Annotated in this window: 22 protein-coding genes; 12 read left to right on the forward strand and 10 right to left on the reverse strand. The window is 64.8% G+C overall.

The features are described 5' to 3' along the window. Positions 1 to 22: 22 nt before the first annotated feature. Complete coding sequence (tkt, locus tag ACLLJI_RS09775; RefSeq protein WP_434621388.1) at positions 23 to 2,212, reverse strand: transketolase; 2,190 nt, start codon at positions 2,210 to 2,212, stop codon at positions 23 to 25. A 403-nt stretch (positions 2,213 to 2,615) separates the two neighbouring features. On the opposite strand from tkt, the gene ACLLJI_RS09780 reads away from it, so the two are divergent. Further along, entirely contained in the window at positions 2,616 to 3,563 is a 948-nt protein-coding gene (locus ACLLJI_RS09780) for a heme o synthase (protein WP_434620861.1), read from the forward strand. Positions 3,564 to 3,826: 263 nt separating this feature from the next. On the opposite strand, the gene ACLLJI_RS09785 is transcribed toward ACLLJI_RS09780, so the two are convergent. From ACLLJI_RS09785 to ACLLJI_RS09795, 3 genes are read right to left on the reverse strand one after another with little or no spacing between them, the layout of a single operon-like run. Beyond that, positions 3,827 to 4,783, reverse strand: coding sequence for a COX15/CtaA family protein (locus tag ACLLJI_RS09785; protein ID WP_434620864.1), 957 nt, complete (start codon positions 4,781 to 4,783; stop codon positions 3,827 to 3,829). Between the two features lie 4 nt (positions 4,784 to 4,787). Then, a complete protein-coding gene (locus ACLLJI_RS09790) occupies positions 4,788 to 5,561 on the reverse strand; it encodes an ABC transporter permease (RefSeq protein WP_283561700.1) in 774 nt (257 codons plus the stop codon). Continuing rightward, a complete protein-coding gene (locus ACLLJI_RS09795) occupies positions 5,558 to 6,514 on the reverse strand; it encodes an ABC transporter ATP-binding protein (protein WP_434620868.1) in 957 nt (318 codons plus the stop codon). The genes ACLLJI_RS09790 and ACLLJI_RS09795 overlap by 4 nt, the downstream gene beginning before the upstream one ends. Positions 6,515 to 6,619: 105 nt before the next feature. Here ACLLJI_RS09795 and ACLLJI_RS09800 point away from each other — a divergent pair, with 105 nt between their 5' ends. The 8 genes from ACLLJI_RS09800 (at position 6,620) to ACLLJI_RS09835 (ending at position 13,783) form a co-directional block, all read left to right on the forward strand. After that, positions 6,620 to 7,267 carry an NTF2-like N-terminal transpeptidase domain-containing protein gene (locus tag ACLLJI_RS09800; RefSeq protein WP_434620871.1) on the forward strand — a complete coding sequence of 216 codons (648 nt, stop codon included), beginning with the start codon at positions 6,620 to 6,622 and terminating at the stop codon, positions 7,265 to 7,267. A gap of 101 nt (positions 7,268 to 7,368) precedes the next feature. After that, the gene (locus tag ACLLJI_RS09805; protein ID WP_434620874.1) at positions 7,369 to 8,268 is read left to right on the forward strand and encodes a penicillin-binding transpeptidase domain-containing protein; all 900 of its coding nucleotides are present in this window, start codon (positions 7,369 to 7,371) and stop codon (positions 8,266 to 8,268) included. 408 nt (positions 8,269 to 8,676) lie between these two features. Further along, positions 8,677 to 9,423, forward strand: coding sequence for a helix-turn-helix transcriptional regulator (locus tag ACLLJI_RS09810; RefSeq protein ID WP_434621391.1), 747 nt, complete (start codon positions 8,677 to 8,679; stop codon positions 9,421 to 9,423). After that, entirely contained in the window at positions 9,423 to 10,898 is a 1,476-nt protein-coding gene (sufB, locus tag ACLLJI_RS09815; protein WP_283561695.1) for a Fe-S cluster assembly protein SufB, read from the forward strand. Before ACLLJI_RS09810 ends, sufB begins: the two co-directional genes overlap by 1 nt. Next, positions 10,898 to 12,244 (forward strand): Fe-S cluster assembly protein SufD, encoded by a 1,347-nt coding sequence (gene sufD / locus ACLLJI_RS09820; RefSeq protein WP_434620877.1) that lies wholly within the window; start codon positions 10,898 to 10,900, stop codon positions 12,242 to 12,244. The genes sufB and sufD overlap by 1 nt, the downstream gene beginning before the upstream one ends. Continuing rightward, positions 12,244 to 12,621 (forward strand): non-heme iron oxygenase ferredoxin subunit, encoded by a 378-nt coding sequence (locus ACLLJI_RS09825; protein ID WP_283561693.1) that lies wholly within the window; start codon positions 12,244 to 12,246, stop codon positions 12,619 to 12,621. The genes sufD and ACLLJI_RS09825 overlap by 1 nt, the downstream gene beginning before the upstream one ends. Positions 12,622 to 12,639: 18 nt before the next feature. Further along, positions 12,640 to 13,404, forward strand: a complete 765-nt coding sequence (gene sufC, locus ACLLJI_RS09830) for a Fe-S cluster assembly ATPase SufC (protein ID WP_283561692.1) — start codon at positions 12,640 to 12,642, stop codon at positions 13,402 to 13,404. A 34-nt stretch (positions 13,405 to 13,438) separates the two neighbouring features. Further along, complete coding sequence (locus ACLLJI_RS09835) at positions 13,439 to 13,783, forward strand: metal-sulfur cluster assembly factor (protein WP_283561691.1); 345 nt, start codon at positions 13,439 to 13,441, stop codon at positions 13,781 to 13,783. A 571-nt stretch (positions 13,784 to 14,354) separates the two neighbouring features. Here the strand turns inward: ACLLJI_RS09835 and ACLLJI_RS09840 are convergent. The 3 genes from ACLLJI_RS09840 to ACLLJI_RS09850 all read right to left on the reverse strand — a co-directional run bounded on the left by ACLLJI_RS09840 (position 14,355) and on the right by ACLLJI_RS09850 (position 15,483). Continuing rightward, entirely contained in the window at positions 14,355 to 14,450 is a 96-nt protein-coding gene (locus tag ACLLJI_RS09840) for a hypothetical protein (RefSeq protein ID WP_434620882.1), read from the reverse strand. Positions 14,451 to 14,609: 159 nt separating this feature from the next. After that, entirely contained in the window at positions 14,610 to 14,897 is a 288-nt protein-coding gene (locus ACLLJI_RS09845) for a hypothetical protein (protein ID WP_434620885.1), read from the reverse strand. Positions 14,898 to 15,111: 214 nt separating this feature from the next. Next, positions 15,112 to 15,483 carry a hypothetical protein gene (locus tag ACLLJI_RS09850; RefSeq protein WP_434620888.1) on the reverse strand — a complete coding sequence of 124 codons (372 nt, stop codon included), beginning with the start codon at positions 15,481 to 15,483 and terminating at the stop codon, positions 15,112 to 15,114. Positions 15,484 to 16,566: 1,083 nt separating this feature from the next. Between ACLLJI_RS09850 and ACLLJI_RS09855 the strand changes: the two genes are divergently transcribed. Further along, the gene (locus ACLLJI_RS09855) at positions 16,567 to 18,132 is read left to right on the forward strand and encodes a class I adenylate-forming enzyme family protein (RefSeq protein ID WP_434620891.1); all 1,566 of its coding nucleotides are present in this window, start codon (positions 16,567 to 16,569) and stop codon (positions 18,130 to 18,132) included. A gap of 1 nt (position 18,133) precedes the next feature. Then, positions 18,134 to 19,297 carry a thiolase family protein gene (locus ACLLJI_RS09860; RefSeq protein WP_434620894.1) on the forward strand — a complete coding sequence of 388 codons (1,164 nt, stop codon included), beginning with the start codon at positions 18,134 to 18,136 and terminating at the stop codon, positions 19,295 to 19,297. On the opposite strand, the gene ACLLJI_RS09865 is transcribed toward ACLLJI_RS09860, so the two are convergent. The 3 genes from ACLLJI_RS09865 to ACLLJI_RS09875 are packed head-to-tail and all read right to left on the reverse strand — an operon-like array spanning position 19,294 to position 21,450. Continuing rightward, positions 19,294 to 19,941, reverse strand: a complete 648-nt coding sequence (locus tag ACLLJI_RS09865; RefSeq protein ID WP_283560562.1) for an energy-coupling factor transporter transmembrane component T family protein — start codon at positions 19,939 to 19,941, stop codon at positions 19,294 to 19,296. The genes ACLLJI_RS09860 and ACLLJI_RS09865 overlap by 4 nt on opposite strands. Positions 19,942 to 19,975: 34 nt before the next feature. Next, positions 19,976 to 20,671, reverse strand: a complete 696-nt coding sequence (locus ACLLJI_RS09870) for an energy-coupling factor ABC transporter ATP-binding protein (protein WP_434620898.1) — start codon at positions 20,669 to 20,671, stop codon at positions 19,976 to 19,978. After that, positions 20,668 to 21,450: a biotin transporter BioY gene (locus ACLLJI_RS09875; RefSeq protein ID WP_434620901.1), complete on the reverse strand. Its 783-nt coding sequence runs from the start codon at positions 21,448 to 21,450 to the stop codon at positions 20,668 to 20,670. Before ACLLJI_RS09875 ends, ACLLJI_RS09870 begins: the two co-directional genes overlap by 4 nt. Positions 21,451 to 21,763: 313 nt before the next feature. Here ACLLJI_RS09875 and ACLLJI_RS09880 point away from each other — a divergent pair, with 313 nt between their 5' ends. Then, on the forward strand, positions 21,764 to 23,362 hold the full coding sequence (locus ACLLJI_RS09880; protein WP_283560565.1) for an ABC-F family ATP-binding cassette domain-containing protein: 1,599 nt from the start codon (positions 21,764 to 21,766) through the stop codon (positions 23,360 to 23,362). Positions 23,363 to 23,393: the final 31 nt, after the last annotated feature.

Here is a 23,393-nt window from a genome sequence, read left to right on the forward strand (position 1 = left end):
CCTTGGGTCGCGACGGAAAATATTAGTTTTGATCACCGGTGGAGGACGACTCGCGGCCGGACGGCGCCGCCGTCGTCTTGCTCAGTGCCTCGGTACCGGACTTGACGGACTGCAGGGAATCCTTGGCCGCCTCAACAACAGCCTCGGCGGTGATGCCGAATTCCTGGAAGAGCCGCTTGTAATCGGCGGAGGCGCCGAAATGCTCCAGCGAAATCGAGCGTCCGTTGTCCCCGACCAGCTGGTGCCAGCCCTGCGCAATACCGGCTTCCACCGAGACGCGTGCCCTGACCGCACTCGGGAGAACCAGTTCGCGGTACTGTGCATCCTGCTTGTTGAACCATTCCAGGCAAGGCATCGAGACCACTCGGGTGGGGACACCCTCGGCCTGCAGTGTTTCCCTGGCCTGGACGGCGAGCTGAACCTCGGAGCCGGTCCCGATCAGGATGACCTGCGGCGCGACGCTCCTGCCGCTCTCGGATGCCTCAGCCAGCACGTAGCCGCCCTTGGACACGCCCTCGGTGGAACCGAAGGTGTCACCGCTCGCATCCCCCTCGCCGCGGGCGAAAGTGGGTATGTTTTGGCGCGTCAGAACAATACCGGCCGGATTGTCGGTGTTCTCCAGAATGGTCCGCCAGGCAATGGCCACCTCATTGGCGTCACCCGGACGGACGACGTCGAGGCCGGGGATGGCGCGCAGGGCGGCGAGCTGCTCCACGGGCTGGTGGGTGGGGCCGTCCTCGCCGAGGCCGATGGAGTCATGCGTCCAGACGTAAATGGAGGGGACGCCCATCAGCGCGCCGAGCCGGACCGCCGGGCGCTGGTAGTCGCTGAAAATTAGGAAGGTGGCGGAGAAGGCACGCGAACTGCTGTGCATCACAATGCCGTTGACTATGGCGGCGGCCGCATGTTCGCGGATGCCGAAGTGCAGCGTCCTCCCATACGGGTTGCCCTTCCAGAGATTGGTTTGCTTCGACGCGGGAATGAACGACGCCCCGCCCTCGAAGGCCGTATTCGTCGATTCCGCCAGGTCACAGGAGCCACCCCACAGTTCCGGGAGTTCGGCGGCGATGGCGTTCAGGACCTTGCCGGAAGCCTTGCGGGTTGCGATGTCCTCTCCCGCCGCGAAGTTGGGGAGCTTCTTGTCCCAGCCTTCGGGCAGCTTCCGTGCGGCAACGCGTTCGAGGGTCTCGTTCTGCCCCGGACAGGCGTCCTTCCAGGCAGCGAAGTTTTTCTCCCATTCCGCCCGCAGTTCCTTACCGCGTACCTTGACCTCGCGGGCATGTGCCAGAACCTCCGGCTCCACCACGAACGACTTCTCCGGGTCGAAGCCGAGCACCTTCTTGGTGGCGGCTACCTCGTCCGCTCCTAGCGCTGAACCGTGGGCCTTGCCGGTGTTCTGTAGGCTCGGTGCTGGCCAGCCGATGATGGTCCGCAAGGCGATAATGGAGGGCTTTGAGGTCTCCGCCTTGGCTGCCAGCAGAGCGGAGTACAGCTCCTGGACGTCTTCGACATATTCGCCAGTCTTGGTCCAGTCGACGCGCTGGATGTGCCAGCCGTAGGCCTCGTACCGTTTCAATACGTCCTCGGAGAAGGCGATGTCCGTATCGTCCTCGATGGAAATGTGGTTCTGGTCGTAGAGGACCACCATATTGCCGAGTTCCTGATGGCCGGCCAGCGAGCTGGCTTCGCTCGTCACGCCTTCCTGCATGTCGCCGTCGGAGGCAAACGCCCAGATCATGTGGTCGAAAGGGCTGGTGCCGGCTGGCGCGTCCGGATCGTACATACCGCGGTCCCGGCGCTGTGAAAACGCCATGCCGACGGCGGAAGCCAGACCCTGACCCAACGGACCCGTGGTGATTTCCACGCCCTTGGTGTGCCGGTACTCCGGATGCCCGGGCGTCTTGGAGCCCCAGGTCCGCAGCTCTTCGAGATCCTGCAGCTCCAGACCGTATCCGGAGAGGAACAGCTCGATGTACAGCGTCAGCGAGGTGTGACCAGGGGACAGGACAAACCGGTCGCGGCCCGTCCACTGCGGATCCGACGGGTCATGCCGCAACAGCTTCTGGAACAACAGGTATGCGGCGGGGGCCAGGCTCATCGCCGTCCCGGGGTGTCCGTTGCCGACCTTTTGCACCGCGTCGGCTGCCAGCACCCGGACCGTGTCAACGGCGCGCTGGTCCAATGTGGTCCATGACAGTTCTTGCTCTTCCAGGTGTGCCACTTACTGGGCCCTCTCATTCGGGTATTACGGTTCGGGCGCACTGACACCTCACGGCATCTCTATCCGCACAGGACGTCCTACATATCGCCTGCCGGAAACCGCCGCTCACCGTTGAATCAAAGCTGAGTCAATGTTGGATCAATGTTGGATCAAATCTCGTTTCACTGTTTTCCAGCTTAGCCCCAAAGGCTGCGGCGCACACCAAATGGGACGCTGGATAACGCTGTAAAAGACTGGCTCGCAGACACCGCGCCGAGGTCTCGGGGCTTCGCCCGCATCGGCATGCGCTGCATGCTTCCGATGCGATCACGGCTATGATAATAGGGATGCTTTGAGCATTTTCCTGACACCCGAACGCCGATAAAACATCGCAGATAGAGCATGGTGACCTTCCGTGAGTGCAACTGATACACCGATCGCCTCCGCCAGCCTGACCGGCAGGCTCGGGTTCGGTGGCAAGGTCAAGGCCTATGTGGCGCTGACTAAACCCCGTGTGATCGAACTGTTGCTGGTCACGACCCTTCCGACCATGTTTTTTGCGGCCCGAGCAGTCCCGAACGTTTGGTTAATGGTGTGGACCATGGTGGGGGGCGCCCTGGCCGCAGGCAGCTCCGGCGCCTTCAACTGCTACATCGACCGGGATATCGACAAACTGATGCACCGGACCGAAAACAGGCCTCTCGTGACCGGGGCCGTCTCACCCCGCGAGGCGCTGACCTTCTCCTGGGTCCTGGCCGTCACCGCCATCGTCATGCTCTGGTTCGGAGCGAATCCGCTGACCGGAATATTGGGCGCTGCGGCCATATTCCTCTATGTCGTGGTCTATTCGCTGATCCTCAAGCGCCGCACCTCGCAGAACATTGTCTGGGGCGGCGCCGCGGGCTGCATGCCCGTATTCATCGCCTGGGCGGCCGTCACGAACACGCTTGAATGGCCGGCCGTCATCTTGTTCATGGTGATTTTCCTCTGGACGCCGCCGCATTACTGGCCGCTGTCGATGCGCTACAGCGATGACTACAACGCGGCCAAGGTACCTATGCTCGGCGCGATTGCCGGTTCCAGAATTGTGGCCGTCCAGGTGGTCCTCTACACCTGGGCGATGGTGGTCTGCTCGCTGCTGATGATCCCGCTGGGCCGCGCGGGCATCGTCTATTCCGCTGTGGCCGTGGCCGCGGGAGCCTGGTTCCTCTCCGAAGCCCACAAGTTGTACAACCAGGCGAGGCACGACGACGTCACCAACAAGGGCGCGATGAAGGTCTTTCATGGCTCCATCACTTACCTGACGCTGCTCTTCTTGGCCCTCGCCGTCGATCCCTTCGTCGGCTCGCCGCTGTTTGGCTAGCGCACGGCCTTCCCGGAAATGACACCGGCCCCACCCGCGGGCTCGATTTCGGACGCCGTTCCCCACAAATGACAAGGGACGCAGCCGTCATTTTCGGGGATGCCCGTCATTTTCCGCCAGGTGCTCCTGGGAGCGAAAAAGGGGAGCGGGCTGGACCGTAATCGGGGAGGGCAGACCACCCAAACCGAGTGCTTCCGGTGACTGAAACTGGTGTTCCCGGGGACGCAACGAGGTGCCGGTCCCGGGCCGCTTTCAGGCGCGGCTTAGCGCCGCCGGCGTGACAGGGCCAGATCGGTGAAGTTTGTTGCAGCGGCCAGCAGCGCAGCCGCGCCGAGCATATGCAAACCCACCAGGATCGGCGGCAAACCGGTGAAGTGCTGGGCATAACCGATCGCGCCTTGGAACAGCACCGCGGCCATCAGCAGCACAGCTCCTGCCCGCAAGGCGTCGTTGGAGCCACGACGCCAGAGCAGGATCAGCAGAATTACGCTGCTGATCACAAGGACGTACACCGGCAGTACATGGAACCGTGTGATCAGGTCCGGATTCAGCTCATTCCGCGGAGCATTGGCGTCCCCTGCGTGCGGACCGGAGCCGGTGACCATGACTCCCAGCACCACGGCCAGTGCGGTGCAGGCAGCGACGACGACGCTTAACTGCCTGATCGTTTTGGACGGACGGTGCCGGTGCACGGGCGCGGCCGCCCCGGTACGGTCATAGGTACGGTTCACCAGCAGCATGGAAAAGGCCACGAGGGCAGCGGAAACCAGGAAATGCAGTCCCACTACCCAGGGGTTGAGCTGGGTGAGCACCGAAATACCGCCGATCACGGCCTGCACCGGAATGCTGGCCAGCAGCCCGAAGGAGAGCCAGAACAGGTCCTTTCGTTCCTTCCGCAGATTCCAGAGGAAGACCAGCATCAGCGCCGCGACCAATGCCAACGCGAACGTCAGGGTGCGGTTGCCGAACTCGATGACGCCGTGGATTCCAATTTCCGGCGTATTGACCAGCGAGCCGGCGGTGCACCGCGGCCAGGTGGGGCAACCGAGGCCCGAGGCCGTCAGCCGAACGGCACCGCCGCTGACGATGAGGACGGACTGGCCGATCAGCGAGGCGACGGACAGCCGGCGCAGCGCCGGGGTAACCCTGTTCGGCAGCCGGCCGCCGAGGCCGCGGGCGCTCTGCTTGATCTGTCCGGTTTTTTCCTGGAAAACAGTCACGACTTCAACTCCACTTAAACCAACGAATTGCCGCTGCGGCGGCCAGAACGGACCACCCCAATAAGATTACAACCGCCAAAATATTCAGCTGGCCGCCCACCAGCGCAGCACGCATGGCACCGCCCAGGGCGCCGGAGGGCAGGAAGTCCACCACGCCCGAGAACGGCCCCGGAATCCGGGACGACGGGAGCACAATCCCACCCAGCGCACCGAACAGGATCCAGAGCAGATTGGTAATGGCCAGCGTGGCCTCGGGACGGACGGTGCCCGCCACCAGCAGGCCCAGCGCGGTGAAGGAAAGGGCCCCAAGAACCAGCAGCGGCGCGCCAAGGAGGACGCCGGCCAGCGGCGGCTGCCAGCCAAGGAAGAGCGCGACGACTGTAACGATGGCTGTTTGGATGACCAGCACGGCCAGCACGGCCAACATCTTGCCCGCGATCAGCCCGGCTTTGCCCAACGGCGTGGTGGACAGGAAGCGGAGTACACCGTACCGGCGGTCGAACCCGGTGGCGATGCCCTGACCGGTAAAGGCCGTGGACATCGCACACAGCGCGAGCACACCGGGCGTGGCGATATTGATGCGGCTGGCACCGAGACCATCGAGCAGCGGCGTGACCGACAGGGCCACCAGCGCCATCAGCGGCAGCACAACGGCCAGGATCAGCTGCTCGCCGTTGCGCAGCATGGTCAGGGTTTCATATCTCCCCTGCTGCAGGACGCGGCGGACCAGCGGCGCCGGAGCCGAGGCGCCCCGTATGGTAGCGGCGGCCGGCGTCATCGCATCTCCGTTCCGGACAGGGCCAAAAAGACGTCTTCCAGCGAGCGCGACGCGAGGTGCAGGGACGTCGGCATAATGCCCAGCCGGGCCCACCATTGGGCGAGGGCGAGCAGGTCGCCCTGTTCCAGCGGCCCGCTTACCGCGTAACTACCGGGACGGGTCTCCAGTACCGACAGTCCGGCGCGCAGCGCCGCGCCCGGATCCAGTCCGGCCGGTGCCTCAAACGTAATGGTCCGTTGAGCTTCCGCCGAGGTGGCCTGGCTGAGCAGCTCCGGGACGGTTCCGGACGCCACGGTGGCGCCGTCGTCGACGATGTAGACGTAATCGGCAAGTTTCTGCGCGTCGTCAAGCAGATGGGTGGTCAGGATGATGGCCAGGCCCTCGTCGCGCAGCTCACGGATCAGTTCAAACACCATCAGGCGCGCCTGCGGATCAAGCCCCGCACTCGGCTCATCCAGGAACAGCACCTCCGGATTGCCAACCAGGCTCGCGGCGAGAGCCACCCGTTGTTTCTGGCCGCCCGAGAGCCGCCGAATGGTGGTGTCCGCAAACGAGGTGATGCCAAGCCGGTCCGCGAGCTCATCGACGGAGCGCGGCGACCCATACATTCCGGCCACATGGTGCAACAAGGCGAGCGGACGGGCCGACGGCGGCAGGCCGCCGTCCTGCAGCATGACGCCCACGCGGGCGCGCAGTGCGGCGCTGGGCCGGTCCGGATCTTCGCCCAGCAAGGTGATCGTGCCGCCGTCGCGCCGTTGCAGGCCCTGCGCGCATTCAATGGTGGTGGTCTTGCCGGCGCCGTTGGCCCCGAGGAGTGCCGTCACCTGGCCGAAACGTGCCGTCAGGTAGACACCGCTGACGATCCGTTTCATGCGTCCGTCCAGTGCGGCGATGGGTCCGACGTCGCGGATCAGTCCGTCAATGACGAGGGCAGGGGCAGCGGAATCGGGCACAGCGCCATTCTACGTGACGTAGTAGTCAGCGTAGTCCGCCCCCACGTCGGTCCGCGGGGGATCCGGGGGCGAGCCACTGAGCTGTCCGCCCTGGACGTCACCGCTGTGCATTTTAGGAATGCGGACGGCGCCGCGGTGACGGAAAAACTGGGCGCCACCACCCGGGCGGCGCTGCCGGTCAAGCCCGAGGTCAGCGTGGACAACGTCCAGGTCGCCGATGGCAAAGCCACCGCGGCGCTGAAGGTGCGGTGGAAGTTCGAGGGCGGAGACTGGAACTACAGCACCAGCGCGGAATTGAACAAGAACGACGGCGGCTGGATGGTTGCGTGGCGACCGGACCTGTTGCTGCCCGGCTTTCAGAACCGCGATGCACTCAAGGTCGCCAGTGTCGCTGCCCACCCGGCGGACGTTCTCGGGGACGGGGGAGACGTGTTGGTCACGGAGCGGCCGGTCATCCGCGTCGGCATCGACAAATCCCATATCGAGGTGTCAGCGCACTCGGACTCAGCGAAGGCCTTGGCGGTCCCTTTGGACGCGGACCCGGAGACCTATGCGCAGCAGGTGACCATCGCGGGAAGCGCGGCATTTGTCGAGGCGCTGGTCCTGCGCGATGACACCGCACGGACCGTGACCGACGCTCGGATAGAGGCGATTCCGCGAACATCCGCCATCAAGACACCATGGAGCTCGTCCCAAGCCGCACGTTTGCCCGTGCTGTGCTGGGCACCGTTGGCGATGCCACAGCTGAGCTGATCGACAAGTCCGGTGGAAAGCTGTAGGCCGGAGATGTCACCGGGCTATCGGGTCTGCAGCAGCAGTATAACGGCCAACTCAGCTGCACGCCGGGGATCACGGTGAGCCGCGTTCCGGCCCCGGCCGGCGGCTCCGGGCCCGGGCCTGCTACTGGCGCCGATCCACAGCAGACGTCGGCGCCGCAGGCTCTTTTCAGCGCCGAGCCGAAGGCGGGCACGCCGGTCGTGACGACGCTGAACGTGAAGCTGCAGAATCTTGCGGAGTCGGTTCTCGCGGACCAGGCTGGCGCCGCCGCTATCGTGGCGATCCGGCCCTCTAACGGCGGCGTCGTCGCGGCGGCCAGCGGCCCCGGCAGCAACGGCTATGACAACACGGCGTTCATTTCCCAGCAGGCAGCCGTGCCGCAGGACGATCTTGCGTCGGCCGCTGCGTCGTTGGGCATCAGCGTTGACGACCAGCAGTTGGGAGCACCGGCGTTCTTCGGCACGGTGCCCGCGTCGGCTGTCGGAACCGAGCACGCCGCGTTCATGATCGGTCAGGGCAAGGTGCTGGTGTCTCCGCCGTCCATTGCCACTGTGGCCGCTTCGGTGGTGCACGGCGGACTGGTCTCGCCCCGGCTGGTGCTGCCCGCGCCCGGCGGCTCCGGGACCGCCTCTCCCAAGGCACAGGCTGCTCCGTCACCGGCTGCTCAGGCACCGACTGCTCCCGCACCGACTGCTCACGCACCGACGTTGGCGGGACCCACTTCGAAGGCAGCCGACATGATGCGGGCCGTGGTCATCAGCGGCCATGCCGGATTCCTCGCAGACGTTCCGGGCGGACCGGTACTGGCGAAGACGGGCACGGCGGAATACGGCACAGAGCTGCCACTGAAGACACACGCCTGGATCATCGCCGCGCAGGGAGATCTTGCCGTCGCCGTCTTCGTCGAAGATGGCGACTACGGGTCGGTCTCAGGAGGGCCGACATTGAAGGCATTTTTGACGGGCGCAGCGGGCTGACCGTGTGACGGGAGCGGCCGGCAGCAGCCAAGCCCGCGGTCAGCACGCCCCGCGCCGGGCATTGGGTCCGGGCAGGGATAAGTTAGCCTCTGGCCACCGGTGCGCCTCGCACCCGGCATCGGATGGGGGCAGGGGTAGGTTTACCTTACTGGTCAACGGGACTAAATTAGGTCATGGTTATGTTGTGTATTGTGTGATCGGAACCCAGCAGGAAGCGGAGGTATGCCTATGAAAGGGTCGTCCATCCAGCTGTTCGCCCCGCGGCCGACCGTGCAGGCAGGCCGCGCAGCGGCAATGCCGGCCGGCGCAGACAAGACACACGCAGGCAGGACACGCCCCGGCCAGCCGCTACCGGAACAGGACCGCGGCACACCGGCTAGTCCGACGTCGAACGGCACGGCGGAGCGCATGGTTACTGGCGCGCCGGAAAGTGACGAGCGTACGCGCGACCGCGTACTGGCAGCAGTACTGGAGCGCGGGCCGGTGAGCGCGGTCCAGCTTGGCACCGTGCTGGGGCTGACCCCGGCGGCTGTCCGGCGTCATCTGGACATGCTGTCCAAAAACGGTGTCATCGAAGTGAAGCTGACGAGCCATGCGAAGACCGGGGCGGGCCGCCCGGCGCGCCGGTACGTGCTTTCCAAACGCGGCCAGAGTGAACTCGGAGACGATTATCTGGAAATTGCCCGCACGGCGCTGGCGCAGCTCTCCGCCGTAGGCGGCGCAGCGGCTGTTAAGGACTTCGCCGCGGCGCGCTTCGCGGGCATGGAGCAGCGGTACCTGCCGGTGGTGGATGCAGCTGGACAGGACGTCGCAGAACGCTCGCGCGCCCTGGCCGGCGCGCTCAGCGGCGACGGTTTCGTGGCGTCGTCGGCCACCATTCACGGCGCTTCGGCGCTGTCCGCCCAGCAGCTTTGCCAGGGACACTGCCCGATACAAGAACTCGCCGCCGAATTCCCGCAGTTCTGCGAGGCGGAAACCGAAGTATTTTCCCGGCTCCTGGGAGTGGATGTGCGCAGGCTATCCACTCTGGCGGGCGGCGGCCATGTCTGTACAACCCACATACCAACGGGCCGGATCGTGGTGCGGACCACCAAGGAACGCGATACTCCCGGCCCGGTAACGGAAGTATCCAACCATCAGCAAGAAAGGCCATGATGACGGATCAATTAGCGCAGGACGTAGGCGGAAAGAGTGCTGTCGAGGACACCACCATTTCGCACATCCTGGAAAAGAACCCGGAGCTTGAGGGCATTGGCACCTATGCGTTCGGCTGGTCGGACAAGAACGAAGTCAGCGACAACGCCCGACGCGGCATTGACGAGGACGTGGTCCGGGACATCTCGGCCAAAAAGGGTGAGCCGGAGTGGATGCTGGACCTGCGCCTGAAGGGTCTGAAGTATTTTGACCGCAAGCCCATGCCGACCTGGGGGGCTGACCTCTCGGGCATTGACTTCGATAACATCAAATACTTTGTCCGCTCCACCGAGTCGCAGGCCAAATCGTGGGAGGACCTCCCGGAAGACATCCGGAACACCTACGAAAAGCTCGGCATCCCGGAAGCCGAACGCAGCCGGCTGGTCTCCGGCGTCGCAGCCCAGTATGAATCCGAGGTGGTCTACCATCAGCTCCGTGAAGATCTGGAACGACAGGGCGTGATCTTCCTCGACACCGATACCGCGTTGAAGGAACACCCGGACATCATGCGGGAGTACTTCGGCACCATCATTCCGGTGGGCGATAACAAGTTCGCCTCGCTGAACACCGCCGCCTGGTCCGGCGGTTCCTTTGTCTACGTGCCCAAGGGTGTCCACGTGGAGATCCCGCTGCAGGCCTACTTCCGGATCAACACGGAAAACATGGGTCAGTTTGAGCGCACCCTGATCATCGCGGATGAGGACAGCTACGTTCACTACATCGAGGGCTGTACCGCCCCGATCTACACCTCGGATTCGCTGCACTCCGCCGTGGTTGAAATCGTCGTGAAGAAGGGCGCCCGGGTCCGCTACACCACCATCCAGAACTGGTCGAACAACGTGTACAACCTGGTCACAAAGCGCGCTATTGCACATGAGGGCGCCACCATGGAGTGGGTTGACGGCAATATTGGCTCCAAGGTGACCATGAAGTACCCGGCGGTATATCTGGTGGGCGAGCACGCCAAGGGTGAAACCCTTTCGGTTGCGTTTGCCGGCGAGGGCCAGCACCAGGACACCGGGTCAAAGATGGTGCACATCGCGCCGAATACCAAGTCCTCCATCATTTCCAAGTCGGTTGCGCGCGGTGGCGGCCGGTCGGCCTACCGCGGTCTGGTCCAGATCCGTGAGGGCGCGACCCACTCCGCCAACACCGTTCGTTGCGACGCGTTGCTGGTGGACACCATTTCGCGTTCCGACACGTACCCCTACGTTGACGTCCGCGAAGACGACGTCTCGATGGGGCACGAGGCCACGGTCTCGCGGGTCAGCGAAGAACAGCTCTTCTACCTGATGTCCCGCGGCATGCCGGAGGACGAGGCCATGGCGATGATCGTGCGCGGCTTCATTGAGCCGATTGCGCGCGAGCTCCCGATGGAATACGCCCTAGAGCTCAACCGCCTGATCGAACTCCAAATGGAAGGAGCCGTGGGTTAATGACCAACGCTGAACTCACCAAGGAAACAGTGGCAGGAACTGCCGAATCAGCCGAAAAGGCCCGCATAGGCGCTCCCTCAGCGGAAGCCCAGGCGGCCAGCAACGTGCGGCGTATAGCCGGCATGAACGAGGAGGGCGAGCAGCTCTCCGAAATCAACCCGGTTTACTCCCCGCTGGGCGGTGCGGCCGCCAAGTCGCACAGCCATGGCGCGGGCGCCGGCATCCCGGACAGTTCACGTGCCGGCCGGCTGACCTCTTACAACGCGGCTGATTTCGCGGCCATTACCGGTCGTGAAGAGGACTGGCGGTTCACCCCGCTCAAGCGGCTGCGGGGTCTCGATAAGGTGGCACTTGACGGTGCCGCGCCCGGGCTGAGCATCCAGAAGCCGGACGCCGTGACGGTCGAAGCTGTGGCCCGCGGCGACGCTCGCATAGGTTCCGCGGGTATCCCGGATGATCGTGTGTCCGCGGCCGCCTGGGGTGCTTTCACCGAGGCCACTGTCATCACCGTTCCGGCGGACTTCGCGGGCACCGCCGAGGATCACGTCACCACCGTCACCCTCACGGGGGTGGGGGAGGCCCCGGCAGCCAGCCATCTCTTCGTGCACGCCCAAGCCAACTCCGCCGCCGTCGTCGTTCTCGATCACCGCGGCTCAGCCGTGGTTTCGGAAAATGTGGAAATCCTGGTTGAGGACGGCGCGCAGCTGACCGTGGTCAGCATTCAGGACTGGGCCGACGGCGCCGTGCATGCCAGCTCGCAGCAGATGAAAATCGGCCGTGACGCAAAACTTAAGCATGTGGTGGTAAACCTTGGCGGAGACCTGGTCCGGATCAACCCCTCGGCGCGTTTCAGCGGTCCGGGCGGCGATGTAGAAATGTACGGTCTGTATTTTGCCGACGCCGGACAGCACTTCGAGCAGCGGATCTTTGTGGACCACGCCGTTCCGAACTGCAAGTCCCGCGTCACGTACAAGGGTGCACTGCAGGGCAAGAACGCGCACTCCGTGTGGGTCGGTGACGTCCTGATCCGCAAGGAAGCCGAAGGTACTGACACCTACGAGATGAACCGCAATCTGATTCTCACCCAGGGCGCGCGCGCCGATTCGGTGCCAAACCTGGAGATTGAGACGGGGCTGATTCTGGGCGCGGGCCATGCCAGCGCCACCGGACGGTTCGACGACGAGCAGCTGTTCTACCTGCAGGCGCGCGGCATCCCCGAGGATGTGGCCCGCCGCCTGGTGGTCCGCGGTTTCCTTAACGAAATCATCCAGCAGATCAAGGTGCCCGCCCTTGAGGAACGCCTCCGCGATGCGGTTGAGCGTGAGCTCAAGGCCGGCGCACTCTAATGAGCGCACCTTCGGAAGCTGAGCGGCCCGCGGGTCAGTTCGTCTGCACGGTCGACGAGGTGGGCCTCAAGAGGGCGCTGCGCGTTGAAATTGACGGTTACGCGGTGGCCGTGGTGAAGGACTCCGAAGGCAACCTTTACGCCATCGGCGATGCCTGCTCGCACGGGGAAATTTCCCTCAGCGAGGGCGACGTCGAGGGCCGGACAATCGAATGCTGGGCGCATGGAAGCTCGTTCGACCTGCGCACCGGTGAGCCGCTGACCTTACCGGCCTACGAGCCGGTACCGGTCTTCGACCTGACCGTGGACGGCCCGGATGTGTACGTGGACGTGAAAAACATTCTTAACGGGGTTGCGGCCCCGGAACTCGAAGCTTAAACAAGGAGAAAATAGAGTATGTCTACTCTGGAAATCAAGGACCTGCACGTCAGCATTGACACCGAGCAGGGCAACAAGCCGATCCTCAAGGGTGTCAGCCTGGCCATCAATTCGGGCGAAACGCACGCCATCATGGGCCCGAACGGCTCCGGTAAATCCACCTTGGCTTCGACCATTGCAGGACACCCGCGCTACAAGGTTGACAGCGGTTCCATCACGCTCGACGGCGAAGATGTCCTGGCCATGAGCGTGGACAAACGGGCTCGGGCCGGTCTTTTCCTGGCCATGCAGTACCCGGTCGAGATCCCCGGCGTCACGGTGACGAACTTCCTGCGCACCGCCAAGACCGCCATCGACGGCGAAGCACCGAGGCTGCGCACCTGGACCAAGGACGTAAAGGCGGCCATGGCCCAGCTGCGGATCGAGCCCGAGTTCGCCTCGCGCAACGTCAACGAAGGCTTCTCGGGCGGAGAAAAGAAGCGGCACGAAATTCTGCAGCTGGAGCTGTTCAAGCCCAAGTTCGCCATCCTGGACGAGACGGACTCCGGACTCGACGTGGATGCTCTTAAGGTTGTCTCCGAGGGCGTTATGCGCGCCAACGAGGACGGCACCATGGGCACGCTCCTGATCACGCACTACACGCGAATCCTGCGGTACATCAAGCCGGACTTCGTCCATGTGTTTGTCGACGGCAGCATCGCCGAGCAGGGTGGGCCGGAGCTGGCCGACCGTCTCGAGGCCGAGGGTTACGATCGTTTCCTCCCAGCCGCCGCGCAGGCCTGAAACCCCTCCTGAGGATCCGAACCGAGAAGGAATCATGACTGAGACCGATACCACTCCCGCCAATCCGGCGCAGACGAACCTTGAGGACATCGAAGAGGCTCTCAAGGACGTTATCGATCCCGAGCTCGGCGTCAATGTGGTGGACCTGGGGCTGCTTTACGGCCTGCGGTATGCCGACGACGGCGCGCTGCTGCTCGATATGACGTTGACGACGGCGGCGTGCCCGCTGCAGGATGTCATCGAAGAACAGGTGGAGAACTCCGTCAGCGACCTGGTCGACGAATGGCGGATCAACTGGGTCTGGATGCCGCCGTGGGGTCCGGAAAAGATCACCGACGACGGCCGTGACCAAATGCGGGCCCTGGGCTTCAACATCTGACCGGCTTTCGGGACCAGGAAACCGCCGCCTGCGGGACGTTAATCGTTCCGGCAGGCGGCGGTTTTTTGCTGCCCAAGCCTCACCGGGTCACAGAACCCGGACCACCCATCTCACAGAACCCGGACCACCCATCTCAAACCGGCGGCGTCGGCCAGTCGTGCATCAGTTGTCAAAAATTGCGGTTGCACCGACCATCTCAGTCAGTGCCACATACGTAGCATCGTAGGCGCTCAAATGATGGCGCAGTTCCCACATCCTTGGCCGCAGAAATTTTGCGGGAAACCTTCGTAAAGTCAGGCCGACAAAACCCGCCAGCGCACCCTGCTTTTCGGTCAGCGTGCCGGAAAGCAGGAGGCGTCGAAGAACGTTGGTCGCCTCGCTGTCAATAAGATGCGGCGCTGCGAGCTCATCGTCTCCGAGCCGATCCGATCGAGATTGTTGGCATCAGCTCGATAACGGCGCTGGCGTCGACAACATTCACTCGCCGCGGCCCTCGCGCAACGCTGCGTGTATGGCATCACTGCTGGCCCCGCCCCGGAATTTTGCCTGTGTTTCGCGGATGATGGCGGCATTATCGGATAACTCGAGCTCGTGTGGCCGCATGTTCAAGTTCAAGCAGCGCGTACTTCGTCAGGGATAGACCTTGTTCCGCTGCGGCCGCGGCCAAAGAACGATGTACTTCGTCGGGGACGTCGCGGATCTGGATAACCTTCGGTCTTCACGCCGTCCACGACGTGACCGTCTCCGTAGTCCCATTGGAGCCACAGGCCCGGCTCTACAGTCCAAGGCCGGTGAACACGGGTGTTCTGGGCCTGGTATTCGGACTTCAACCCGGAGAGCACGTAGCGGGGGTGCGGATCGAACCGCCGTATCCGAGGGCAACGATTTTCTCATGCACGACGTCGCCGCGGATCTTGCCGCGGGACTGCTGCACCCAGGACTTCATCTGCGGCAGGAACGGGTCGGTGATGCGGCCGCGCTGGCGGGCGATCGGGGCCTGCCGGCCCTCGTCGCGGGCCTTCACATAGGAGCGGACCGTGTTATGGGAAACCCCGCAGACGACGGCGGCATCCCAGAATGACGGGGTCAAATCATAAGCAGCTAAAATTTCCATGAACTCTCCTGGAGACTTCACAACAAGCCCCTTCCTTCCCCTTGAGGGTGAAATCGAAACGATTGGCATCGTCATTTCACCCGGAAGGAAGGGGCTCTCCCCGTAGCGACACGAGGGATGGACAAGGGAATCCCAGCACACACAGCCGGCACGAGCCGCCGGCGGCTGTTCAAAACTACTTGCAGCCAATGGTCAAAACCACTGCCGCGAACGGTCAATCCAAATTGCCGTCTGCGGACAGTTTAGAGTTGCCGCTAACAGTCGTGGTCCGGGTTGTTCCGGCACTGGTCTGAGTGACCCCGTTCAGCAGCCCGGTTTCCGGGACGTAGGTCAGTGACGCCGCCCTCGCCCCATCCACACCCTTCGACGACTGCACCGAGGTCGGGGTTGTGCCGGTGTCGGCGATAGTCGTGGTGTTCCCGTTCCGGTCCGCCACCGAGGTCGGTTTGCCGTCCGCGTCCAGGATGATGACCTGCGCCGTCGTCCGCGACGTCAGCTTGTACCCGGCGGACGTTTTCACCAGGTCGGCCTTCACCCCCGCCGGGGCCGTGAACGCCGTCGATGACCCGGCCACCGGGGTGAACAAGGCCGTGTAGCCGTCTCCGGAGTGTAGAACAACCCCGGGCCGGGGTTGTCGACAACCAGCCCGCACCGCCAAGAGCGAGTTTCCACCCCGAATACTCATACGCCGAAAATGATCCGGAGGAGAGGACGTCGGCGGCGCGGGAATTGAACACCATCCCCACACCCGTATCGTCGCTGATTCCCGGCAGAGAAAGAGCCCTCACCGTGAGCATCAGATTCCCGGTGCCGACATCCACCGACCCGGACACCTGATCACTGATACCAATCGGCAGCCTCGTTGCGCCGGGCCGGGATCCCACACCCCTATCGATGCGGGGTCACCGGTTGGGAGCGCCGCGAATGAGGGGGAGGCAAAACCCACACTCGCCGAGAGGACGAGACCCAGGGTGAGCACCCCGGTCAACGACTTCCTGACAACGAATCGACCCCGGGGGCCTCGCTTGGAGGGGACGTGATCGCCCCGTGCAGGCATGGAATTGCGTTCACGCACAACAGAAAAAGACATCTTCGTCCCCCAAACCGAACCGATGAGATAACCGAAACCTATGCGAGTTTTTCGGCGAAAGTAATGGGTAAAGTACGAGCCAATTCCACCCATCCTGTTCTCTGCGACGATGTGACAGGCGAGTATCGGCCATGTCGAGACCAAAATCCGCGGCCGACCCTGGAAATGAGACAGGCACCAACGGCAATCAAACTGACCGGGGTGAGAGTACCGGTGATGGCAACGAGCCAACACTGGCTGCCGCCCGCCACGCCGGCGGTGATGAGTGCATCGCCGTGCAGATAGAAGCCCTGGCAGAAGATAGCTCCGCAACCGGAACCCAGACATCGGACGAATACAGACCACTTGAATAGCGGTCACTACCAGTAAGCCACCCCTAGATCCGAAAAATTTCACCGTCCAACGCCGGAATCCGCACCGATGCGCCCTAACGTGAATTTCCGTACCGATCCTCCTCAGACCCCGTGACGGTGGGGCTCGCCGGCTGATCGTCTGGAGGCCGGGCGGAGCCGGTCGCAGCCACTCGACCGCCGGCATTGACACGGACGCCTACCGCACCATCACCTAAGATTGAACCCGATGCCTTTTCTCAATCAGTTCCGACGCTGGGCCCGGGAGCAACCGGACCTGACCGCCGTCGGCGTGGGCACTGAGCGCCTCAGCTACGCCGAATTGGCCGCTCAAGCGGCGGCGCTGGTGCCCGGCACCGCGGGGACGACGGCGCTGTGCCTCGCCAATTCCCTCGACCTCGTGGCACGTTTCGCGGCCGCGGTCGCGGGGGAACGACGCTGCGCTGTGCTGGACCCCCGCTGGCCGGAAACCCAGCGCTCGGCGGTGCATCAGCTGATGGGAACGGCCGGAAGCACCGGTGGCAATGATCTGGCCGACGGGCCCGGTGACTCAGGCTTCCTGATCGGGCTCACGTCCGGAACCAGCGGAACGCCCAAGGGGTTCATCCGCAGCCGCCGGTCCTGGCAGCTGTCCTTCGAGCGCAGCACCGAGTACTTTCGGCTCACCCGGCAGGACGCGACACTCGCCCCGGGCCCGCTCTCGGCAAGTCTGAATCTTTATGCCCTCTCGGAGTGCCTCTATGCGGGCGCCCCCTTCTTCACACTGCCATCCTTCAACCTAGCGGGGGTATTCCAGGCCATCCGGGAGCACAGCATCACCCGCCTGGTGGTGGTGCCCGCCATGCTGCGGATGATTGCGGAGCGCGCCAACGCCGCGGGGACCTCCGCGTCAGGTATTACGTGCATCATCAGCGCGGGGGCCAAGCTCGACGCCGTTACCGTGGCGGCCGCACGGGTCTGGGCACCGAAGGCCGCTATCTATGAATATTTCGGCGCATCGGAGCTTGGTTTCGTCGCAGCGGTGCTGCTGCCCCGGGACGAGGACAACGAAAACGGCCGGGACAGCTACAGCCCCCGCGGCGGTGGCCGGGCCGGCGACAGCTACAGCGACGGTGGCCGGGCCAGCTACAGCCCCAGGGACAGCTACAGCGCCGGCGACAGCTACAGCGCCGACGACGGCGGCCTGCCCCCTACCGCAGTCGGGCGCGCCTTTCCCGGCGTCCGGCTGAGCATCCGGGACGACGCCGGCAAGGAGCAGTTGGCGGGCTCGCCGGGAAATATCTATGTGCACAGTGAGCTGGTCAGCGGCGGATATCTGTGGGGCGACGACGGCCGCGCCTTCCACCGCGACGGCCGATGGTGCACGGTGCATGACCAGGGTTTTCTGGACGCCGATGGAACCTTGCACTATCTTGGCCGGCGCTCAGACATGATGGTCACGTCCGGGCACAATGTCTACCCGCAGGAGGTCGAGTTGGCGCTGCAGTCGTCGCCAGCGGTCGCGACCGTCGTCGTCACCGGGGTGCCTGACGGTTACCGGGGGCACCGGATCGTCGCGGCGGTCCTGGGCCCCGGTGGCGCCGGTGCAGACGCCCCAGCAGACCCCAAAACTGCTGACGCTCGAACCGCGGGCGCCTTGCGCCGCGCCGCGGAGTCCGCACTGGTGGGGTACAAGCGGCCTTCCGGATACTTTGTCCTCACCGAGCTGCCGTTGACCGCCGGCGGGAAAGTCAGCCGCAGCATACTCGCGGCCTGGATCGTGGCGGGGGACCCGCGTGTCCGGCGGCTGCACTGATATGCGCGGAGATAACCAGCCGGTGGTGATTGCCGCCCGCCGCACACCCATCGGACGCGCGGGTGGCGCCTACCGGGACGTCCCGGCACATGATTTGTTGGCGCCGGTGCTCCAGGCGCTGTTGGCCGACGGCCGGCTGCCGGGCAACGGTGTGGCCGACGTCATCATCGGCAACGCCACCGGCGGCGGCGGCAACGTTGCCCGACTCGCCGCCCTGACCGCGGGCCTGCCCGTGGACGTGCCCGGTCTGACCGTGGACCGGCAGTGCGGCTCCGGGCTGGAGGCGGTGGTGCTGGCGTCCAGGCTAGTGGCCGCGGGGGCCGGTCGGGCGTACCTGGCCGGTGGTGTGGAGAGCATCAGCACTGCGCCGGCACGTGCCCACCGACTGCCGGACGGGTCCCTGGAGTTCTTCGACCGGGCGCAGTTCGCGCCACCGTGGCTGGGGGACACGGATGTCGGCGTGGCGGCCGAGAACGTGGCCGGCCGGTACGGGATCAGCCGGGAACGCCAGGACGAGTATGCCCTGCGCAGCCACCGGCTCGCACTGGCGGCGCAGGACGCAGGGGAGTTTACCGCCGAGCTGGTGCCGTTCAGCCAGCTCGCGGCGGACCAGGGGCCGCGCCGGACGCTGACCGCGGCCATGCTGGCCCGCTTCCCGGCCGCCTTTGTACCCGGCGGGACGGTCACTGCGGGAAACTCCTGCCCTTTCAGTGACGGTGCCGCCGCCGTGCTCGTGACCAGCCGGGCCCGGGCACGGGAGCTTGGGGCGCAGGCCGGGCTCGTATTTCTGGATAGTGCCGTCACCGGCAACGAACCGGCCTATCTGGGGGCCGGGGCGGAGTCTTCCACCCGGGAACTGTTGCGCCGGAGCGGCAGCAGTCTCGATGCGGTGCCGCTGATCGAGTTCAATGAGGCGTTCGCCTCGCAGGTGCTCGCCGTGCTGGACCGGCTGGAACTGGACCCCGGCAGAATCAACGCCGGGGGCGGGGCGCTGGCGCTGGGTCATCCCTATGGTGCATCGGGCGCGGTGTCCGTGACCAGGCTCTTCACCCAGGCCCGGCGCCGGGCAGGGAGCCACGGGCCGGAGGGCGAGTTGGCCCTGGCCATGATCAGCATCGCAGGCGGAATGGGCATCTCAGCCCTCTTCCGCTGGGAAACGCTCTAATCCCCTGCACCGCCGACGCGCCGGTCTTCCGCGTCGCCCAGACCGCGCGCGGCCAGAGCCTCGCCCGTCGCCCGGGCATAGGCGACGGTCCCGATCAGCACCGGCAGTGTGCGGGCCCGCAGGTTCCGCTCCAGCCCGCGCGCCCGGGCGGCGTCACGGACGTCATCGAAGGCGCCGATGATGAATGGAATACTTCGCAGCATCAGGGACACCGTCAGGGCGAATCGTTCCGGATCGGCCCCGAACCGGCGCAGTGGCCGTACGGCCTTCACCAATCCGTCCAGCAGCGCGGCCACCGTTGTCGTTGCGGTCAGCGCATTTGAGGCCAGCACGGCGGCGAGGATACCTGCAACGACGCGCCAGGCAGTCAGCGGCCCCGACTGCCAGTACTGGTAGGCACCGATCAGCAGCAAAAAGACCAGCATCAACCGCACTGGCCGCCAGAGCCGTCCCGGCGGCAGCCCGGCCACAAAATGCAGCACGACGACGGCGGCCAGGACCGCCGTCGTGACGTAGACATCCCCCGTGGCAAAGCAGAGCACGGTGACGATCAGGAGCAGGACGGCCTTAAGCCACAGCGGGGACCGGTGCAGCCATGACGTTCCGGGGACGTAGCCGGCGATCAGATGGGCATGACCGCGCATCAGTGCACTGACCTTCTGCGGGGCACCATCGGCATCAGTTGTACATCCTGCGGTACCGGGCCACAGCGTCGGCGGCGGGCCCGTCAAAGACAATTGCGCCGTCGTCGACCACCAATGCCCGGGTGCAGTCCTGCGCCAGTTCAAGGTCGTGCGTGGCCATAATGAGCTGCTGGGGCAGCGCGGCGAGCCGGGAACGCAGCAATCGGCTGTTGCGCAGATCCAGCAGCGTGGACGGCTCATCCAGGACGAGCAGTCTCGGCTGCACGGCCAGGACCGTTGCCAGCGCCACCAGCTGCCGTTCACCGCCGGAGAGTTCGTAAATACTGTTCGCCGCCAGCGCGCCCAGGCCGTATTGCTCCAGCACGCCTGCTGCCGCGGACCGGCGCTCCGGCGCCGACTTGTGCACGCGCCGCAGGGAGAGTTCTATATCCTCCAAAGGGGTTGGCATGACCAACTGGGAGAGCGGATCGGTGAAAACGAATCCGACCTGCCGGCGCACCGCCCTGCCCTGCGTGCGGGTATCGAGCCCGTTGATGGTGACCGTGCCGGAGCTGGGCAGCATCAGTGAGTTCAGTAGGCGCAGCAGGGTGGACTTGCCCGAGCCGTTGGCCCCGATCACGGCGATCCGCTGCTCGGTCAGCTCCACGGTGGTGGGTTTGAGGATCGTCCGCAGGTTGCCATCAGCGGTTTCAACACTGACGCCGGCCCCGCAAAGGGCTACGTGGTTCACCGGCGGCGGCGCAGCAGAATGTCGGGGAAGGCCCGGTGCAGGGTCAGTGCGATGGCCACGGCCAGCACGTTCTTGATGATGTCGCCGGGGAAGTAGGCAGCATCCGCCACGATGGCCGGCCAAAGCCCCATCCCTTTGGTGACAAATCCCACAACACCGCTGGCGTGGATGACCAGCATGCCCAGGCAGGCGGCGCCGAACAGCCAGGCCGGCTTTGCGCGGCGGCGCAGCGCCCACGGGCTAAGAACCCCGATCACCGCTGCGCCGAGAATGAAGCCGACAATGTACCCGGCCGAGGGACCGGCCAGAATAGCAGGGCCGGCCCGGAAGCCGCTGAAGATCGGCAGTCCGATGAGACCAAGGAGAACATACAGGGCGACGGCGGCTGTGCCGCGACCGAGCCCGAGCACCAGTCCGCACAGCGCCACGGCGAGCGTTTGCAGGGTGATCGGCACCCCCAGCGGCCCCACCGGGATGCCGGGGATGGAGATGGAAGCCGCCATCAGCGCGGAAAAAACGGCAATCAGGGCCAGATCGGCTGCGTTCCAGCCGGCGCGGGGACGGGCGCTTACGCTCGGTGTCCTGGAGTTCAGCGGAGCCGGGTTCTGCGGCGCCGGTTGCAGGGGACCCGGGTTCTGGGACGCCGGTCGCAGGGGCGCCGGGTTTAGGGGGGCGCGGGCGGTGTTGGCTGCCGCAGCGAGTGTCTGTGGTGGCCCGGCCGTCTCCGGGTGGGGAGCCCAAGCCTCCGCGCTCTTTTGGTGTGGTGCTGGATCCGTCATGGCTCTACTTTCATTGCGGCGGCACGTCGGGTGCCGACTAGGTTGCCCGGGTCGGTCATACTTGTCATACTTGAACAGTGTTCAAGTATGACCGACCCGGGCCGAATTCTCCCAACGAAGAACAAAGTATGTGCAGTGGTAAGGCTCCTGCGGCCGGGGTCCAGGCGAAAGCGTCCGCCTGGCGCCCGCAACGTCGGTAGACTGGAGAGGCTGTCCGTTCACTCACGCGGCACCGACCTACCGGCCCCCGGCCCGCATCTGTTCTGTTATGCCCTCGACCGGGCCTGCATCCATTCTGTGAAAGGCTACTACCTTGATTATCGTCCAAGACCTTGAGTTACGTGCGGGAGCGCGACTGCTCATGGACGAAGTGTCCTTCCGAGTCGACAAGGGCGATAAGATCGGCCTGGTCGGCCGCAACGGTGCGGGCAAGACCACACTGACAAAGGTTCTGGCCGGGGAGGCCCTTCCGGCCGCCGGCAAGGTGACCCGCAGCGGTGAAATCGGTTACCTGCCGCAGGATCCGCGGACGCCTGATATGGAGCAGATGGCCCGCGACCGCATACTCTCGGCACGCAACCTGGATATCGTGATCACCAAGCTTCGGGAGACCGAGGCGGACATGGCCAGCGAAGACGCCGCCGTGCAGGAAAAGGCGATGGCCCGGTATGACCGGATTGAACACGAATTCCTCAGCAATGGCGGCTACGCGGCAGAGGCTGAGGCCGCCTCCATTTCATCAAACCTCGCCTTACCGGACCGGCTCCTCAACCAGCCGCTGAAGACCCTCTCCGGCGGGCAGCGCCGGCGTGTTGAACTTGCACGGATTCTGTTTTCCGGCGCGCAGACCATGCTGCTCGATGAGCCGACCAACCACCTCGACGCGGATTCCATCGCGTGGCTGCGGGAATTCCTGAAAAACCATGCGGGTGGACTGATTGTGATCAGCCACGACACCGACCTGCTGGAAGCAACGGTCAATAAGGTTTACAACCTGGATGCCAACCGGGCCACGATCGACCAGTACAACCTTGGCTGGAAGAAGTACCTGGAGCAGCGCGAAACGGACGAACGCGCCCGCAAGCGCGAACGGGCCAACGCGGAGAAGAAGGCCGGTGTCCTGATGGACCAGGCCAACAAGATGCGGGCCAAGGCCTCCAAGGCCGTCGCCGCGCAGAACATGGCCAAGCGCGCCCAGCGCCTGCTCAGCGGTCTGCAGGAAGTGCGCGCGAACGATCGGGTTGCCGCCCTGCGGTTCCCCGATCCGTCGCCCTGCGGGAAGACCCCGCTGACGGCGGAAGGGCTCAGCAAGTCCTACGGTTCACTGGAAATTTTCACCGATGTGGATCTGGCCATCGACAGGGGATCCAAGGTCGTCATTCTTGGCCTCAACGGCGCCGGCAAGACGACGTTGTTGCGCATGCTGGCCGGTGTGGACCAGCCGGACACCGGTGAGGTCATCGCCGGGCATGGTCTCAAGGTGGGCTATTACGCCCAGGAGCACGACACATTGGACACCTCCCGCACGGTGCTGGCGAACATGCGCAGCTCGGCCCCGGACATGGATGACGCGGAAGTCCGCAATATCCTCGGTTCATTCCTGTTCTCCGGTGACGATGTGGAGAAGCCCGCTGGGGTGTTGTCCGGTGGTGAGAAGACCCGTCTGGCCCTGGCCACGATCGTCGCGTCCTCGGCCAATGTGCTGCTCCTTGACGAACCGACCAACAACCTTGACCCTGCCAGCCGCGCAGAGATCCTCGGCGCGCTGCGCAACTACAGCGGCGCCGTCGTTCTGGTCAGCCACGATGAGGGCGCCGTTGAGGCCCTGAATCCCGAGCGTGTCGTGCTGCTCCCGGACGGCGTGGAGGATCACTGGAATGAGGACTACCTCGATCTGATCACGCTGGCCTAAATGCGGTGCCGTGGCAGCCTTGTGGGGCAGC

Source organism: Arthrobacter sp. A5 (genome assembly GCF_051131705.1).
Lineage (GTDB): Bacteria > Actinomycetota > Actinomycetes > Actinomycetales > Micrococcaceae > Arthrobacter_M.